Annotated in this window: 13 protein-coding genes and 1 tRNA gene; 10 read left to right on the top strand and 4 right to left on the bottom strand. The window is 67.6% G+C overall.

The window, feature by feature from the left end; all coding sequences use genetic code 11:
* Positions 1-12: 12 nt before the first annotated feature.
* Genes U8D42_RS21865 through U8D42_RS21855 form a run of 3 tightly spaced genes read left to right on the top strand, consistent with a single transcriptional unit; the run spans position 13 to position 2722 of the window.
* Positions 13-1395 (top strand): acyl-CoA dehydrogenase family protein, encoded by a 1383-nt coding sequence (locus tag U8D42_RS21865; RefSeq protein WP_090419452.1) that lies wholly within the window; start codon positions 13-15, stop codon positions 1393-1395.
* A gap of 26 nt (positions 1396-1421) precedes the next feature.
* Positions 1422-2393 (top strand): pirin family protein, encoded by a 972-nt coding sequence (locus U8D42_RS21860; RefSeq protein ID WP_322858242.1) that lies wholly within the window; start codon positions 1422-1424, stop codon positions 2391-2393.
* Positions 2390-2722, top strand: a complete 333-nt coding sequence (locus U8D42_RS21855; protein ID WP_322858243.1) for a GNAT family N-acetyltransferase — start codon at positions 2390-2392, stop codon at positions 2720-2722. The genes U8D42_RS21860 and U8D42_RS21855 overlap by 4 nt, the downstream gene beginning before the upstream one ends.
* A 14-nt stretch (positions 2723-2736) precedes the next feature.
* Here U8D42_RS21855 and U8D42_RS21850 read toward each other — a convergent pair whose 3' ends face one another.
* From U8D42_RS21850 to U8D42_RS21840, 3 genes are all read right to left on the bottom strand, one after another.
* The gene (locus U8D42_RS21850) at positions 2737-3159 is read right to left on the bottom strand and encodes a hypothetical protein (protein WP_322858244.1); all 423 of its coding nucleotides are present in this window, start codon (positions 3157-3159) and stop codon (positions 2737-2739) included.
* Between the two features lie 3 nt (positions 3160-3162).
* Positions 3163-5037 (bottom strand): hypothetical protein, encoded by a 1875-nt coding sequence (locus U8D42_RS21845; RefSeq protein WP_322858245.1) that lies wholly within the window; start codon positions 5035-5037, stop codon positions 3163-3165.
* 184 nt (positions 5038-5221) lie between these two features.
* Positions 5222-5304 (bottom strand) — tRNA-Leu (locus tag U8D42_RS21840).
* A 242-nt stretch (positions 5305-5546) separates the two neighbouring features.
* Here U8D42_RS21840 and U8D42_RS21835 point away from each other — a divergent pair.
* From U8D42_RS21835 to pknB, 7 genes are all read left to right on the top strand, one after another.
* A complete protein-coding gene (locus tag U8D42_RS21835; protein ID WP_322858246.1) occupies positions 5547-7199 on the top strand; it encodes a DUF3662 and FHA domain-containing protein in 1653 nt (550 codons plus the stop codon).
* Between the two features lie 123 nt (positions 7200-7322).
* Positions 7323-7790, top strand: coding sequence for an FHA domain-containing protein FhaB/FipA (locus tag U8D42_RS21830; RefSeq protein WP_046183038.1), 468 nt, complete (start codon positions 7323-7325; stop codon positions 7788-7790).
* The gene (locus tag U8D42_RS21825; RefSeq protein ID WP_090419470.1) at positions 7787-9304 is read left to right on the top strand and encodes a protein phosphatase 2C domain-containing protein; all 1518 of its coding nucleotides are present in this window, start codon (positions 7787-7789) and stop codon (positions 9302-9304) included. Before U8D42_RS21830 ends, U8D42_RS21825 begins: the two co-directional genes overlap by 4 nt.
* Positions 9301-10710, top strand: coding sequence for an FtsW/RodA/SpoVE family cell cycle protein (locus U8D42_RS21820; RefSeq protein ID WP_090419473.1), 1410 nt, complete (start codon positions 9301-9303; stop codon positions 10708-10710). The genes U8D42_RS21825 and U8D42_RS21820 overlap by 4 nt, the downstream gene beginning before the upstream one ends.
* Complete coding sequence (pbpA, locus tag U8D42_RS21815; protein WP_322858247.1) at positions 10707-12185, top strand: D,D-transpeptidase PbpA; 1479 nt, start codon at positions 10707-10709, stop codon at positions 12183-12185. The genes U8D42_RS21820 and pbpA overlap by 4 nt, the downstream gene beginning before the upstream one ends.
* A complete protein-coding gene (locus U8D42_RS21810) occupies positions 12182-13513 on the top strand; it encodes a serine/threonine-protein kinase (RefSeq protein WP_322858248.1) in 1332 nt (443 codons plus the stop codon). Before pbpA ends, U8D42_RS21810 begins: the two co-directional genes overlap by 4 nt.
* Positions 13510-15384, top strand: coding sequence for a Stk1 family PASTA domain-containing Ser/Thr kinase (pknB, locus tag U8D42_RS21805; protein WP_322858249.1), 1875 nt, complete (start codon positions 13510-13512; stop codon positions 15382-15384). Before U8D42_RS21810 ends, pknB begins: the two co-directional genes overlap by 4 nt.
* On the opposite strand, the gene U8D42_RS21800 is transcribed toward pknB, so the two are convergent.
* Positions 15362-16045 (bottom strand): aminodeoxychorismate/anthranilate synthase component II, encoded by a 684-nt coding sequence (locus U8D42_RS21800; RefSeq protein ID WP_085239295.1) that lies wholly within the window; start codon positions 16043-16045, stop codon positions 15362-15364. The two genes, pknB and U8D42_RS21800, sit on opposite strands and share 23 nt — an antisense overlap.
* Between the last annotated feature and the right edge of the window lie 13 nt (positions 16046-16058).

The raw sequence follows: 16058 nt of genomic DNA, 5'->3' as shown, positions 1-16058 counted from the left end.
AAGGCGGGATCCATGACGTTCGACCTGACCCCGACCGCAGCGCAGCACGACCTGGCCCGACGAACCCACGAGTTCGCCGAAGAAGTGATCCGCCCCGTGGCGCTCCACTACGACCAACGCCAGGAGTTCCCGTGGCCGGTGTTGGAGGAGGCGGCCCAGCGCGGCTTCTACAGCCCCCTGTTCTACCGCGACCTGATCGGCGATCGGACCGGCCTTTCCCTGCCGATGTTCATGGAGGAGATGTTTTGGGGCTGCGCCGGGATCGGCTTGGCGATCGTGATGCCCGCGCTGGCGCTGTCGGCGATCGGGCAGGCCGCGTCTCCCGAGCAGATGCTGGAGTGGGCGCCCGAATGTTTCGGTACGCCAGGCGATCTCAAGCTCGCCGCGCTGGCCATCTCCGAACCGGAAGGCGGCAGTGATGTACGCAACCTGCGCACCCGCGCGCGCCGCGACGGTGACGACTGGATCATCGACGGTCACAAGATGTGGATCGGCAACGGCGGCATCGCCAACGTGCACGTGGTCAACGCGGTCGTCGACGAGGAACTCGGTCACCGCGGTCAGGCGCTGTTCGTGGTGCCCGGTGGCACACCCGGGCTGAAGCTGGTGCGCAAGCTGGACAAGCTGGGCTGCCGCGCCTCCCACACCGCCGAGTTGCTGTTCGAGGGCGTCCGGGTGCCGGCCGCGAATCTGCTTGGCGGACAGGAAAAGCTGGAGCACAAGCTCGCCAAAGCGCGCGAGGTCGTGGCGGGCGGGAAGCGTTCGGGGTCGGCGACCTTGGGCACGTTCGAGCAGACCCGGCCCATGGTCGCCGCGCAGGCCATCGGAATCGCGCGCGCCGCGCTCGAGTACGCGACGGCGTACGCCATCGAGCGTGAGGCCTTCGGCGGTCCGATCATCGACAACCAGGGCATCGCCTTCCCGCTGGCAGAGCTGGCCACCCAGATCGACGCCGCCCGCCTGTTGACGTGGCGAGCCTCGTGGATGGCCGCCAACAACGTTCCCTTCGAACGCGGAGAAGGCTCGATGTCGAAGATGGCCGCCAGCGAGGTGGCCGTGAAGGCCACCGAACGCGCCATTCAAACCATGGGCGGGTGGGGTTACATCACCGATCACCCGGTGGAGAAGTGGTATCGGGATGCCAAGCTGTACACCATCTTTGAGGGCACCAGTGAAATCCAGCGGATGGTGATCGCCAACGCGCTGGGAGCGACCGTCGGGACGCCGCCACTGCATGTCGTGCTCGAGCCGTCCGGCGGACCGCTGAACCGGGTGTTCGGCCGCGGCGCCCCGCTGCGATCCCGCGCCGCCGACGCCGCGCTGTCGATGCAGGACCGAGTGCCAGAGCCCGTCATGCGGCTGGCCATGAAGGTGCTCCGCCCGCCCCGCAAGTAGCGGCGGCTGGGTACCGTCGGGTGACGATGAGCAACCTCGAGCCGGCACCGGTCGAAGTCGCCTGCGCGGCGTCGCCGAGCGCGGGCGTCGAAATGCTGCGCCCCCGAGAGGTTCCGTTAGGCGGGCCCCGCGCCATGCGAGTGCGTCGCACGCTTCCGCAACGCCAGCGCTCGCTGATCGCGGCGTGGTGCTTCATCGACCACTACGGGCCGGCGTCGACGCGCATGGACGTCCCGCCGCATCCGCACACCGGACTACAGACGGTGAGTTGGTTGTTCGGTGGGGAAGTGGAGCACAACGACAGCGCCGGCGTGCACGCGGTGATACGGCCCGGCGAGCTGAACCTGATGACCGCGGGCGCCGGTATCTGTCACTCCGAAGTGTCGGTTGAGTCGCCGACCCCCTTGCACGGTGTGCAGCTGTGGGTGGCCCTGCCCGGAGCGGACCGCGACACGGGCCGCGGCTTCACGCATTACGCTCCGGAGCCGGTCGCGCTCCCGCGCGCGACGGTGCGGGTGTTCCTCGGCGAGCTGGCCGGCAGCCGTTCCCCCGTGCACAGCTTCACCGCGCTGCTCGGCGCCCAAATCGATCTCGACCTCGGAGCCGGGCTGGATCTCGACATCGACCCGACATTCGAGCATGGAGTGCTCGGCGATGCGGGCTTGGTCCGGGCGGAGGAGACCGCTCTGACGGCCGCCGAGCTGGCCTACCTGGGCCCTGGCCGATCAGCGCTGCGCTTGCAGAACGTGGGGGAGGGACCGGCGCGGGTACTGCTACTGGGTGGGACACCGTTCAGCGAGGAGCTGGTGATGTGGTGGAACTTCGTGGGACGAAGCCACGAGGACATCGTCGGGTACCGCCAACTGTGGGAGGACGGCGACGAACGCTTCGGCGCCGTCCGCGGTTACCGCGGTTCGCTCGCCCGGCTGCCCGCCCCGCCGCTGCCGACCACCCGGCTGCGGCCCCGACCCCTACCGCACAGAAGGAGAGACACATGACCGCCGACAAAACTGGGGCCGAAACGACCATCAGCCTGCAGGACGGCCGCTACACCATCGCCGTGGAAGGCAAGCGGGTCGGTCTCGCCGACTTCGTCGACCGTGGCGACCAGCGGATCTTCCATCACACCGAAGTCGATCCGGCTTACGGCGGCCGCGGGCTGGCAACCATCCTCGTCGAGCAGGCCCTCGACGAGGCACGCCGCGAAGGCAAGCGCATCGTGCCGGCGTGCTCGATGATCGACACCGTGCTGATGAAGCACCCCGAATACGACGACATCACCGACGCCGTGACGCCGGAGGTGCACCGGTGGTTGCGGTCGTCGTAGCGATCGCTACCCGACTAGCCGTGCGAAGGCCCGAAATACTTGTCGGCTAGCTGCTTCGCTAACTTGAGAAGCTCCGCGCAGGATCGATCTGCGTTTGCGTCGGTAAAGAGATCTTCAATGCGTTGTGAGTTACCGCGTATCCACGCCACCATTGCCTCCGGCGATACGATGTTTGTTTCATCGTAGTTGTCTAAGTATTGCCGGATCAGTGACGCGCGGAACCAGTTGTCCGACGTCGTGGCCAAATTAGTCGGAGCGAAAGTGAAATCGATTTGGCCGCGATCATTAGAAATATCCAAACTAATTACTGGCCCTGTTAGCGTTAGCGATGCATTTATCGTCGGGTTCCCCGATGTGGCTGAGTTCGTAATGCGATAGCGCGGATCCAGATATAGGAAGTCGAGATACTGCAGGTAGAACTGTAGCAACGTTCTCACTATTTATCGCGCTCCTTCAACAGTGGGCTGGAGCAAATTGTCGCCCACTCGCTGATACCCGTGGGCTTCGAGGTATTTAAGCTCTGCAGCTGTAAACGTGTTCGGCCTAACTTGGTAGAAAGGGACGGATAGCGTGATCTTATCGCCATTTGCGATAGCCACGTCGAGTACGTGCTGATTAGCCGCCAGCCGCTCAATCGGCGTCAAGGAGTTCCACGCCTCGCCCAAGTCGAAGTAGCTAGCTCCGTGCTGCTGTGCTACATCGATGTAAGAGGGGCCTCCGGTCGGAGGTCTGAATGGGCCGAGGACGGTTTCACCGCTTCCGGTCAGATGTTGCTCTGACAGGGCTTGCAACTCCGGCGTCATGTAGTTGAGCGGATTGTCCAAGACGAACTCGGGGCGCGCTGGGTCGATCACAACCGGCGGCGGATGGCCGTCCGGCGCCACAGGCACATGCGGGCCCGCGGGGAGATGTTCGGGGGGAATCTCTCCACCGCCTGTGGGCCCGTGCGGCGCGTGCTCGACGACGGGCGGAGGGCCGGGGTGGGCGCCGGGCACGGGTTGTCCGCTGACGTCCGGAAGTGGTGAGCCATGCGGGGACAGGTCGGCTTCGGCTGTCGCCGCACGCATCTCGGCCGCGCTCAGCGCGCGGGGGAGGACGTTGTCTGCCGAAAGACCCTGCAGCGCTTCGCGACTGAACAGCGTCTTCAGCCCTTGCCAGGCCACCTCGCCGCCTGCTTTGAGTCCGTAGCCGCCCACTGCCGTCGTAATCGCACTCCACAACGGTTCCGGCGTGGCTTCCACCTTCCCGGGATCCGGCGTTCGCATGCCGGTCAACTTGCCGCTGTTGAAGGTGTAGGACGTGCCGGTGGCCTGATCAAAGAATTCGCCCGTACCGTCCTTCAGCTGCCCGAAGACCTGGACGGGCTGCCCGTCGACCCTGTAGGTGAAGGTGAAATGGCCGTCGGGAGTGGTACTCACCGACGCGGGGTCGATGTTGTTGTAGTTGGGGATCTTTCCGAGGTCGTCGAGCGCCTTCGCGAGGTCTGCCTTGAGCTTGGGCAGCCTGGCCCTGGCCGCCTCGCCCTCCGGTGATCCGGGCCCGTGGGCATAAAGGTCCGCGATGGCTTTATCCAGAGCCGCCTGTGCGGCGCGCACTTTGCCCATTTGATCCACCACAGCCTGGTCGGTGATCCGCCGGATGTTGGCCAGCGCTTTCTGCTGGTCATCGGATGGCGGTGCGACGCCGTCGCTGTCGATCCCATGTAGCGGGGCGCCGTCGTAGCCGTCGGTATGCAAACTGTCCAGCGATTTCTGCAGACAGCCGGCGTAGCCGTCGCGTATCGAATGCAGTTGGGCCAAAGCGGCTTTGGTGTCCCGCAGGGCATCGCTTTCACAGGTGTTGATGAGCCCATGGAGTGCGTCGACGTCCGCCGCGCTGAGGCTCTTGTCTTGCAGCATGGCGACGGCCTGGCGGATCAAGCCGGAAATCTCCGCCAATTGGGAGTCCAGGTTGGCGATCTGGCTGGCGGCGTTGCGTTGCGCTTCGGCCAAGGCGGCTGCGATGTTCTCCAGGTCGACACCGATCTTGGGTAACCGAAGGGACTCAACGCCCAGAGACTTCGCCACCCGTTGCACTTCTGCCGAGTCGTTGATGGGGTGGTCGCCACTCTGATGGTTCCAGGCCGCGTCGAAGCGGCTGCGCGCTTGCTCGAACGCGTGGTCGGCCTCCGCCGTGCAGCGCCCGGCTTCCCGGAAAGCCTCGGCCAGACGGGAGATGTGCAACGGCTCACCGGCCTGCAGACTGCGATTGATCGCCCAGGGGTCGCCACCGGCCTCAGCGATCAGCGCATCAATGTCTATGTAGGGCAGGCCCACAACACCGCACCCGGGCGTCCCACCGCGACGAACATTGCCACCCCTCCTGAGCTGGCAATGACGCTAGCGGCGCGAACGCGGGCGTCAATTCACATGGATGTGTGTCGCCGCGCCGCCGTCAGATCAAGATGGCCTGACACAGCAGGCCGACGAACGGCGCCCTGGCGACGCCAATATTCAAATGTGGGCGAAGGGGGACTTGAACCCCCACGTCCCGAAGGACACTGGCACCTGAAGCCAGCGCGTCTGCCATTCCGCCACTCGCCCGCAAAAACAACCGATGGACCATACCACTCTAATAGCCGCATTCCCCAACTGCCTGGTCGGGCCCGGAAGCCGGGCGGCGCTGCGGGGCAACGCCTCTGATCAGGGCGGACGCAGTTCTCAGAGTTTCGACGGTGCCGCGACGCCATGCGCTCCCGATACCATGCTGGAGTGAGACGTCATCCCGCGCATCGTTTGCCGCCCGGTGGCGACACGCGTCGGCAGGTGCGGACGAACGCCGGGGCATGAGTAGCCAACGGGGGCTCGCGGCGCGCATCGAGCGCAAGCTCGAGGCGACCGTCGACAATGCGTTCGCCCGAGTCTTCGGCGGATCGATCGTTCCGCAGGAGGTGGAGGCCCTGCTGCGCCGCGAGGCCCGCGACGGCGTCCAGCGACTGCACGGAAATCGGTTTTTGGCCCCCAACGAATACATCATTACCCTCGGAAGGCACGACTTCGAGAAGGTGGGCGCCGACCCCGATCTCACGTCGGGCGCTTTCGCTAGGTACTTGGCCGACTACATCCGTGAACAGGAGTGGCAAACGTATGGTGATGTGGTCGTCCGGTTCGAGCAGTCGTCGAACCTGCGTACCGGCCAGTACCGCGCCCGTGGTGCTGTCAACCCCGATGTGCAGCCCCGCCCGACAGGCAATGAGCCCGTCCGGCCACAATCAAGTAATGCGTTCGGCGCAGAACGAGGAGTAGCACCAATGACTGACGATTCGAGCTACCGCGGGGCTCAGGGGCCGGGGCGGCCCAGCGACGAGTATTACGACGACCGCTACGGGCGTCCGCAAGAGGGTAGCGCAGAACCGCAGGGGGGACCTGACCCGCGCGGTGGGTATCCGCCGCCCGAGCAGAGCGGCTACCCGCCGCAGCAGGGCTACCCCCCACCGCGGCAGCCCGAGCAGGGCCAGGGCGGCTACCCCGAGCAGGGCCAAGGCGGCTACCCCGAGCAGGGCCAAGGCGGCTACCCGGAACAGGGCGGCTATCAAGCCCCGGGCGGCTACCCCGACCAGCGCGGGTACCAAGGCCCGGGGGGATACCCCGAGCAGCGCGGCTATCAGGGCCAAGGCGGGGGATACCCCGAGCAGGGCCAAAGCGGTTACGCGCCGCAATACGAGCAGCGCCCTCCCGCCCCCGGCGGGTACGGGGGCCAAGGCTACGACCAGGGCTACCGCCAGGGCGGCGGGTACGGGCCACCCGCCGGCGGTCAGCCCGGCGGTGGCCAGCAGGGCTACGGCGGGTACGGCGAATACGGCCGCGGACCGGCGCGCCCGGAGGAGGGTGGCTACGCGCCGCCCGAGCAGCGGCCGGCCTACCCCGAGCAGGGCGCCGGCGGGTACGAGCAGGGCGGCGGTTATGAGCAGCCTGGCGGCTACGAGCAGGGCTACCCGCAGGGCGGCGGCTACGGCCGGCAGGACTACGCCGGCGACTACACGCAGTACGCCGAGAACGTCCCGGGCGGGGGATACCCCGGCCAGGGCGGCGGGTACGCCGAGGCTCCGCAGCGCGACTACGAGTACGGCCAGCAGGCGGACTATGGCCAGGCCGCCGACTACGGCCAGCAGGCCGGCGGCTACGGCGCTTACGGCGGCTACGGGGCGGCCGGGACGACGGTCACCCTGCAGCTCGACGACGGCAGCGGCCGCACCTATCAGCTGCGGGAGGGCTCCAACATCGTGGGGCGCGGACAAGACGCCCAATTCCGGTTGCCCGACACCGGCGTGTCACGGCGTCACCTCGAGATCCGGTGGGACGGGCAGGTGGCGCTCCTTTCGGACCTCAACTCGACCAACGGCACCACCGTGAACAACGCGCCCGTACAGGAGTGGCAGTTGGCCGATGGTGACGTGATCCGCCTGGGCCACTCGGAGATCATCGTCCGGATCCACTGACCCGCTGGCTCAACGCTGCCCTGCTTCTCCCCGCCTCGACCACCGTCCAAGTATCGTGACGTTGCCGATGTGCTCGGGGTCACGGGCGCCAGGGGGATGACGCCAGGACGGAAAGGACGCCAGATGCAGGGACTCGTACTGCAGCTGACGCGCGCCGGATTTTTGATGTTGTTGTGGGTATTCATCTGGTCCGTGTTGCGGATCTTGCGGACCGATATCTATGCCCCGACCGGTGCCGTCATGGTGCGCCGGGGTTTGGCGTTGCGCAGCACCCTGCTGCCGTCGCGGCAACGCCGGCACGCCGCGCGCTATCTGGTGGTGACCGAGGGGGCGTTGGCCGGGGCGCGCATCACACTCAGCGGGCAGCCGGTGTTGATCGGGCGGGCCGACGACTCGACCCTGGTGCTCACCGACGACTACGCCTCGACGCGGCACGCCCGGCTGTCCCAGCGCGGTTCGGAATGGTATGTCGAGGATCTAGGATCGACCAACGGCACTTACCTTGACAGGGCAAAGGTGACGACTGCGGTACGAGTTCCCATAGGGACGCCGATTCGGATCGGCAAGACGGCGATCGAGCTGCGCCCGTGACCCTGGTCCTGCGTTACGCCGCGCGCAGCGATCGCGGCCTGGTACGTGCCAACAACGAAGATTCCGTATACGCCGGTGCGCGGCTGCTCGCCCTTGCCGACGGCATGGGCGGCCACGCCGCGGGCGAGGTCGCGTCCCAGCTGGTGATCGCCGCACTGGCCCACCTCGACGACGACGATCCCGGCGGCGACCTGCTGGCCAAGCTCGACGCCGCCGTGCGCGCGGGCAATGCGGCCATCGCGGCGCAGGTGGAGGCGGAGCCCGAGCTCGAAGGGATGGGCACCACGCTCACCGCGATCCTGTTCGCGGGCGACCGGATCGGCTTGGTGCACATCGGCGACTCGCGCGGCTATCTGCTGCGTGACGGTGAGCTGACGCAGATCACCAAGGACGACACCTTCGTCCAGACCCTGGTCGACGAGGGCCGTATCACCCGCGAAGAGGCACACAGCCATCCGCAGCGGTCGCTGATCATGCGCGCGCTGACCGGTCACGAGGTGGAACCGACGCTGACCATGCGCGAGGCGCGCGCCGGCGACCGCTACCTGCTCTGCTCTGACGGGCTCAGCGACCCCGTCAGCGACGAGACGATCCTCGAAGCGCTGCAGATTCCGGACGTGGCCGAGGCCGCCTACCGCCTCATCGAATTGGCGCTGCGCGGCGGCGGCCCGGACAACGTGACCGTGGTGGTCGCCGACGTCGTCGACTACGACTACGGCCAGACCCAACCGATCCTCGCCGGCGCGGTGTCCGGTGACGACGACCAGATGACGTTGCCCAACACCTCCGCGGGCCGCGCCTCGGCGATCAGGCCCCGCGAGGAAGCCGCCAAACGCGTTGCGCCACAACCGGAAACCCCGAATCGGCCCCGCTGGCCGCGGCGGCGAATGTTCTTCGTCGTGACGTTGGCGGTGTTGTTCGTTCTCTCGGGCCTGGCCATCGCGTGGTGGGTGATCGAGCGCAACTATTACGTCACCGAATACGACGGCAAGGTCTCGATCGTCCGCGGAATTCAGGGGTCGTTGTTGGGGGTGCCCCTGCAGGAGCCCTACCTGGTCGGCTGCCTGAGCGCGCGCAACGAGCTCTCGCTGATCAGTTATGGCCAATCCGGTCACTCGAACTGCCAGCTGATGACGGTGCGGGACTTGCGCCGTCCCGGGCAGGTCCAGGTGCAGACCGGGCTGCCCGGCGGCAGCCTGGACCAGGCCGAATCACAGCTCCGGCAATTGCTGGCCGAATACCTGCTGCCGACCTGTCCGTCGCCCCGCGCCACGTCGCCGCCGGGGTCCCCGGCCCCCGGGAGCGGCACCCCCGAGTCAAGTGTCGCGGCATCGCCAGCATCAACCACTCCGCCGACCACCGCTTCCTCCAGCCCCAGCGCCCCAGCCACCACGAGCGCCGCAGGCGGCCCCGCGACCTCTTCGCCGGTGGGCCCCACGACCACTTCCCAGACGGTCACCGCGCTTCCAGCGCCTCCACTTCAACCGGGCATTGACTGCCGGACGGTGGCATGACCACACAACTGCAGCCGCCCGTCGCGGTCACGCCTCCGCTGCCCACCCGCCGCAACGCCGAGCTGCTGCTGCTGTGCTTCGCCGCAGCCATCACCGTCGCCGCGCTGCTGATCGTCGAGGCCAACCAGGACCGCGAAGTGCGCTGGAATGTCGTCACCTACGGACTGGTGTTCCTGCTCGTATTCGGTTCGGCGCACCTGGCCATCAGGCGCTTCGCCCCCTATACCGACCCGCTGCTGTTGCCAATTGTGGCGCTGCTCAACGGGCTTGGGCTGGTGATGATCCATCGGCTCGACCTGGTCGACAACCAGATGAGCGGCCGCAATCACCCCAGCGCCACCCAGCAGATGATGTGGACGGTGGTCGGGGTGGTCACGTTCGCGCTCGTGGTCACGTTTCTCAAAGACCATCGACAGCTCGCGCGGTATGGCTACATATGCGGGATCACCGGCCTGGTGCTGCTGGTGATTCCCGCCCTGCTGCCGGCGTCGCTGTCCGAACAGAACGGCGCGAAGATCTGGATTCGGTTCCCCGGCTTCTCATTTCAGCCCGCCGAGTTCTCCAAGATCCTGCTGCTGATCTTCTTCTCCGCCGTCTTGATCGCCAAGCGGGGCCTATTCAACAGCGTCGGAAAGCATTTCATGGGCCTGACCTTGCCGCGCCCGCGCGATCTCGCGCCGCTGCTGGCCGCGTGGGTGATCTCGGTGGGCGTGATGGCCTTCGAGAAGGACCTCGGCACCTCGCTGCTGCTCTACGCGTCGTTCTTGGTCGTGGTTTACCTTGCGACACAACGATTCAGCTGGGTTGTGATCGGCCTGCTGCTGTTCGCGGTGGGCAGCGTCATCGCGTATTTCATCTTCGCGCACGTGCGGGTCCGCGTGCAGATGTGGTGGGACCCGTTCTCCGACCCCGACGGCAGCGGCTACCAGATCGTGCAGTCGCTGTTCAGTTTCGCCACGGGCGGCATCTTCGGCACCGGGCTCGGCAACGGCCAGCCCGATACCGTGCCAGCCGCGTCGACCGACTTCATCATCGCCGCCTTCGGTGAAGAACTCGGTCTCGTCGGGCTCGCCAGCATCTTGATGCTCTACACCATCGTCATCATCCGGGGCATGCGCACCGCGATCGCTACGCGGGACAGCTTCGGCAAGCTGCTGGCCGCGGGTCTGGCCTCCACCCTGGCCATCCAGTTGTTCATCGTCGTCGGCGGTGTCACGCAACTCATCCCGTTGACCGGGCTGACCACACCGTGGATGTCCTACGGCGGATCGTCGCTGCTCGCCAACTACATACTGCTGGCGATCATCGCTCGCATCTCCAACAGCGCGCGGCACCCCTTGCGCGGCCGGGAGCGCAAGGACGCCCCGCTCGCGGCGGCCAAGACCGAGGTAATCGAGAAGGTATGAACACCTCTCTGCGCCGCATCTCGCTCACGGTCATGGCCTTGATCGTGCTGCTGCTGATCAACGCCACCATGACGCAGGTGTTCGCGGCCGACTCGTTGCGCGCGGACCCGCGCAATCAGCGCGTCCTGCTCGACGAGTATTCGCGCCAGCGCGGCCAGATCGTGGCGGGCGGCCAACTCCTGGCCTACTCGGTGGCCACCGACAGCCGCTTCCGTTTCCTGCGGGTCTACCCCAACCCCGCGGTCTACGCGCCGATCACCGGCTTCTACTCGCTGCGCTACTCCAGCACCGGTCTGGAGCGTGCCGAGGACCCGCTGCTGAACGGGTCCGACGAGCGGCTGTTCGGGCGTCGACTCGCCGATTTCTTCACCGGTCGCGACCCCCGCGGCGGCAACGTCGACACCACCATCCGACCGCGCGTCCAGCAGGCCGGCTGGGACGCGATGCAGCAGGGCTGCGGCGGGCCGCCGTGCAAGGGCGCCGTCGTCGCCCTCGAGCCGTCCACCGGCAAGATCTTGGCCATGGTGTCATCGCCGTCCTATGACCCCAACCTGCTCGCGTCGCACGATCCACAGGTCCAGGCGCAGGCGTGGCAGCGGCTGCGCGACGATCCCGCCAACCCCATGACCAACCGCGCCATCTCGGAGACCTACCCGCCCGGGTCCACGTTCAAGGTCATCACGACCGCAGCGGCCCTGGAGGCCGGCGCGACCGATGCCGAGCAGCTGACCGCGGCGCCGTCGATTCAGCTTCCGGACAGCACCGCAACGCTGGAGAACTACGGCGGGCAGCCGTGCGGCAACCAGCTCACGGTGTCGCTCAAGCAGGCGTTCGCCCTGTCGTGCAACACCGCGTTCGTCCAGCTCGGCATCCACACCGGGTCCGATGCGCTGCGCAGTATGGCGCACTCGTTCGGCCTGGACAGCACCCCCAGCGTCATCCCGCTGCAGGTCGCGGAGTCGACGGTGGGGATCATCCCGGACGCCGCCGCGCTGGGCATGTCCAGCATCGGCCAGAAGGACGTCGCGCTGACACCGCTGGAGAACGCTCAGATCGCCGCGACCATCGCGAACGACGGCATCACGATGCAGCCCTACCTGATCGACAGCCTCAAGGGCCCCGACCTGGCCAGCATCAGCACCACCATTCCCTATCAGCAGCGCCGCGCGGTGTCTCCCCAGGTCGCCGCTAAGCTAACAGAGCTGATGGTCGGCGCCGAGAAGGTCGCGCAGCAGAAAGGGGCCATTCCCGGCGTGCAGATCGCATCCAAGACCGGTACCGCAGAGCACGGCACCGATCCGCGAAATACGCCGCCGCACGCGTGGTACATCGCCTTCGCGCCCGCGCAGACGCCCAAAGTCGCCGTGGCAGTGTTGGTGGAGAATGGCGGCGACCGCCTGTCCGCGACGGGAGGTGCACTTGCCGCGCCGATCGGACGGGCTGTGATCCAAGCCGCGCTACAGGGAGGACCATGAGCCCGCGAGTCGGTGTGACGCTGTCTGGCAGATACCGCCTGCAGCGCCTGATCGCCACCGGTGGCATGGGCCAAGTCTGGGAGGCCGTGGACAGCCGGTTGGGTCGGCGCGTCGCGGTCAAGGTGCTCAAGCAGGAGTTCTCCCAGGACCCGGAATTCATCGAGCGGTTCCGCGCCGAGGCGCGCACCACCGCCATGCTGAACCACCCCGGCATCGCCCAGGTCCACGACTACGGCGAGAGCCAGCTGGACGGGGAGGGCCGGACCGCCTACCTGGTGATGGAGCTGGTCAACGGCGAGCCGCTGAACTCGGTGCTCAAGCGCACGGGCCGGCTGTCGTTGCGGCACGCGCTCGACATGCTCGAGCAGACCGGCCGGGCCCTGCAGGTCGCGCATGCCGCGGGCTTGGTGCACCGCGACGTCAAACCGGGCAACATCCTGATCACCCCGACGGGCCAGGTCAAGATCACCGACTTCGGTATCGCAAAGGCCGTCGACGCCGCGCCGGTCACGCAGACCGGGATGGTCATGGGCACCGCCCAATACATCGCGCCCGAACAGGCCCTCGGCCACGACGCGACGCCCGCCAGCGACGTGTACTCGCTGGGTGTCGTCGGCTACGAGGTGGTCTCGGGCAAGCGGCCCTTCACCGGCGACGGCGCCCTTACGGTGGCCATGAAGCACATCAAGGAGCCGCCGCCCCCGCTGCCCGCCGAGCTGCCGCCCAACGTGCGGGAGCTCATCGAGATCACGCTGGTCAAGAACCCCGCGATGCGCTACCGCAGCGGCGGCCCCTTCGCCGACGCCGTGGCTGCGGTACGGGCCGGCCGCCGCCCGCCGCGGCCCAGCCAGTCGCCGCCCCCCGGACGGGCGTCGCCGGCGGCGATCCCGTCCAGCCCGACGACCAGGGCGGCCGCCGTCACCAGCACACGGGCGGCTGTCGCCCCGCGCCGATCCCGGCCGGCCACCGGCGGTCACCGCCCGCCCCCGGCACGGCGCAGCTTCTCGTCGGGTCAGCGCGCGCTGCTGTGGGCCGCCGGCGTGCTGGGAGCGCTGGCGATCATCATCGCGGTGCTCATCGTCATCAATTCCCGCGCCGACACCCAGCAGCAATCGCCACCCCCGACGGTCACCGACACCGGGGGTCCGCCGCCGCCCCCGGCCAGCAAGACGCCGAGCGGTTCCGCGCCCGGCCCCGCACTGCGGCTTAATTGGACGGATCGCGCGGCGATAGGTAATTCTGGACTCCAACGAGGGCCGGCCGAGCACGGGTGGGGTGAACGACTGACGCCCAGCGTCTCACCGGCCCGACACGAGATACCACGATGACCACCCCTCAGCACCTGTCTGACCGCTATGAACTGGGCGAAATCCTCGGATTCGGGGGTATGTCCGAGGTTCACCTGGCCCGCGACGTCCGGCTCCACCGCGATGTCGCGGTGAAAGTGCTGCGCGCCGACCTGGCCCGCGACCCCAGCTTCTATCTGCGGTTCCGCCGCGAGGCGCAAAACGCGGCCGCGCTCAATCACCCCTCGATCGTGGCGGTGTACGACACGGGCGAGGCCGAGACGCCGACGGGTCCGCTGCCCTACATCGTCATGGAGTACGTCGACGGCGTCACGCTGCGCGACATCGTGCACACCGACGGTCCGCTGCCGCCGCGGCGGGCCATCGAGATCATCGCCGACGCCTGCCAGGCGCTGAATTTCAGTCACCAGAACGGCATCATCCACCGCGACGTCAAGCCGGCGAACATCATGATCAGCAACACCAATGCGGTCAAGGTGATGGACTTCGGCATCGCCCGCGCGATCGCCGACAGCGGCAACAGCGTCACGCAGACCGCGGCTGTGATCGGGACGGCCCAGTACCTGTCGCCCGAGCAGGCGCGGGGCGACACCGTCGACGCCCGGTCCGACGTCTATTCGCTGGGTTGTGTCCTCTACGAAATCCTCACGGGCGAGCCGCCTTTCACCGGCGATTCCCCGGTCGCGGTCGCATACCAGCACGTGCGCGAGGACCCGATTCCACCGTCGCAGCGGCACGAGGGCATCTCCGCCGACCTGGACGCCGTCGTGCTCAAGGCGCTGGCCAAGAACCCGGACAACCGTTATCAGACGGCCGCCGAGATGCGTGCCGATCTGGTGCGGGTGCACAACGGCGAAACCCCCGAGGCGCCCAAGGTGCTCACCGACGCGGACCGCACATCGCTGCTCGCCAGCGGCGGAAATCACCCCGGCCCCCGCACCGATCCGCTGCCGCGGCAGCCCCTCCGCCGCATCGAGGACGGCAACGGCGGGTCGGTCGGTCGCTGGATCGTCGCGGTCGCGGCACTGGCGGTGCTGACGATCGTCGTCGTTATCGCCTTCAACACCTTCGGCGGCACCACCCGCGACGTCCAGGTGCCCGACATGCGGGGCCAGGTGTCCGCCGATGCCATTGCGGCCCTGCAGAATCGTGGCTTCAAGACGCGCACCCTGCAGAAGCCCGACTCGACGATCCCGCCCGACCACGTCATCAGCACCGATCCGGGCGCCAACGCGTCGGTGAGCGCGGGCGACGAGATCACCATCAACGTGTCGACGGGTCCCGAACAGCGCGAGGTGCCCGATGTCTCCTCGCTGAGCTACTCCGACGCGGTCAGCAAGCTCAAAGCGGCGGGGTTCAGCAAGTTCAAGCAGGCGAATTCGCCGTCGAGCCCCGAGCTGCTCGGCAAGGTGATCGGCACCAATCCGCCGGCCAACCAGACGTCGGCGATCACCAACGTGATCACCGTCATCGTCGGCTCCGGCCCGGAGACCAAACAGGTGCCCGACGTCGCGGGCCAGACCGTCGACGTCGCGCAGAAGAACCTCACGGTCTACGGCTTCACCAAGATCACCCAGGCGCAGGTGGACAGCCCGCGGCCGGCCGGCGAGGTCATCGGCACCAATCCGCCCAAGGGCCAGATGGTTCCGGTGGATTCGGTGATCGAGTTGCAGGTGTCCAAGGGCAACCAGTTCGTGATGCCCGACCTGAGCGGAATGTTCTGGACGGACGCCGAGCCGCGGTTAAGGGCGCTGGGCTGGACCGGGGTGCTGGACAAGGGCCCCGACGTGGACGCGGGTGGCTCCCAGTCGCACCGGGTGGTCTATCAGAACCCGCCGGCCGGCGCCGGCTGCAACCGGGACGGGATCATCACGCTGAAGTTCGGCCAGTAGCGGGGTCGGCCGGGAAGTAGGGCTGCACCGCGGCCCGGACCTCGTTCTCGAGCCGGCGGACCAACGTGTCGTTGCGGGCCCACCCGCAGTAGGCCAGCCAGTTCGCCAGCATTCGGTGCCCGCCCTCGGTCAGGATCGACTCCGGGTGGAACTGGACACCGTGAATCGGCAACTCGCGGTGCCGCACGCCCATGATTACGCCGCCGCGCGTGCGGGCGGTCACTTCGAGCACTGCGGGCAGTGACTCGGGCAGTATGGTCAGCGAGTGGTACCGGGTGGCCGTGAAAGGATCCGGAAGCCCTTGCAGCACACCGGTATTGGTGTGGAACACGCTGCTGGTCTTGCCGTGCAGCAGCTCGGGCGCGCGGTCTACGGTCGCCCCGAAGGCGACACCGATGGCCTGGTGCCCGAGGCAGACCCCGAGCAGCGGGGTGCGCTCGGTGGCGCATGCCCCCACCAGGGCGATGGAAGCGCCCGCGCGTTCCGGCGTGCCCGGCCCGGGGCTGAGCAGCACACCGTCGAACTCCCTGGCGACGGCCGACTCGTCGGCGAGCCTGGGATCGTCGTTGCGCCACACCTCGGCCCCGACGCCCAGCTGGCCCAGATACTGCACCAGGTTGAACACGAAGCTGTCGTAGTTGTCGACGACCAGGATCCGCACCGTGCCAGGTTAC

This window comes from Mycobacterium europaeum (assembly GCF_034555895.2).
Classification (GTDB): Bacteria; Actinomycetota; Actinomycetes; order Mycobacteriales; family Mycobacteriaceae; genus Mycobacterium; species Mycobacterium europaeum.
This window is presented reverse-complemented; position numbering and strand designations above follow the sequence as displayed.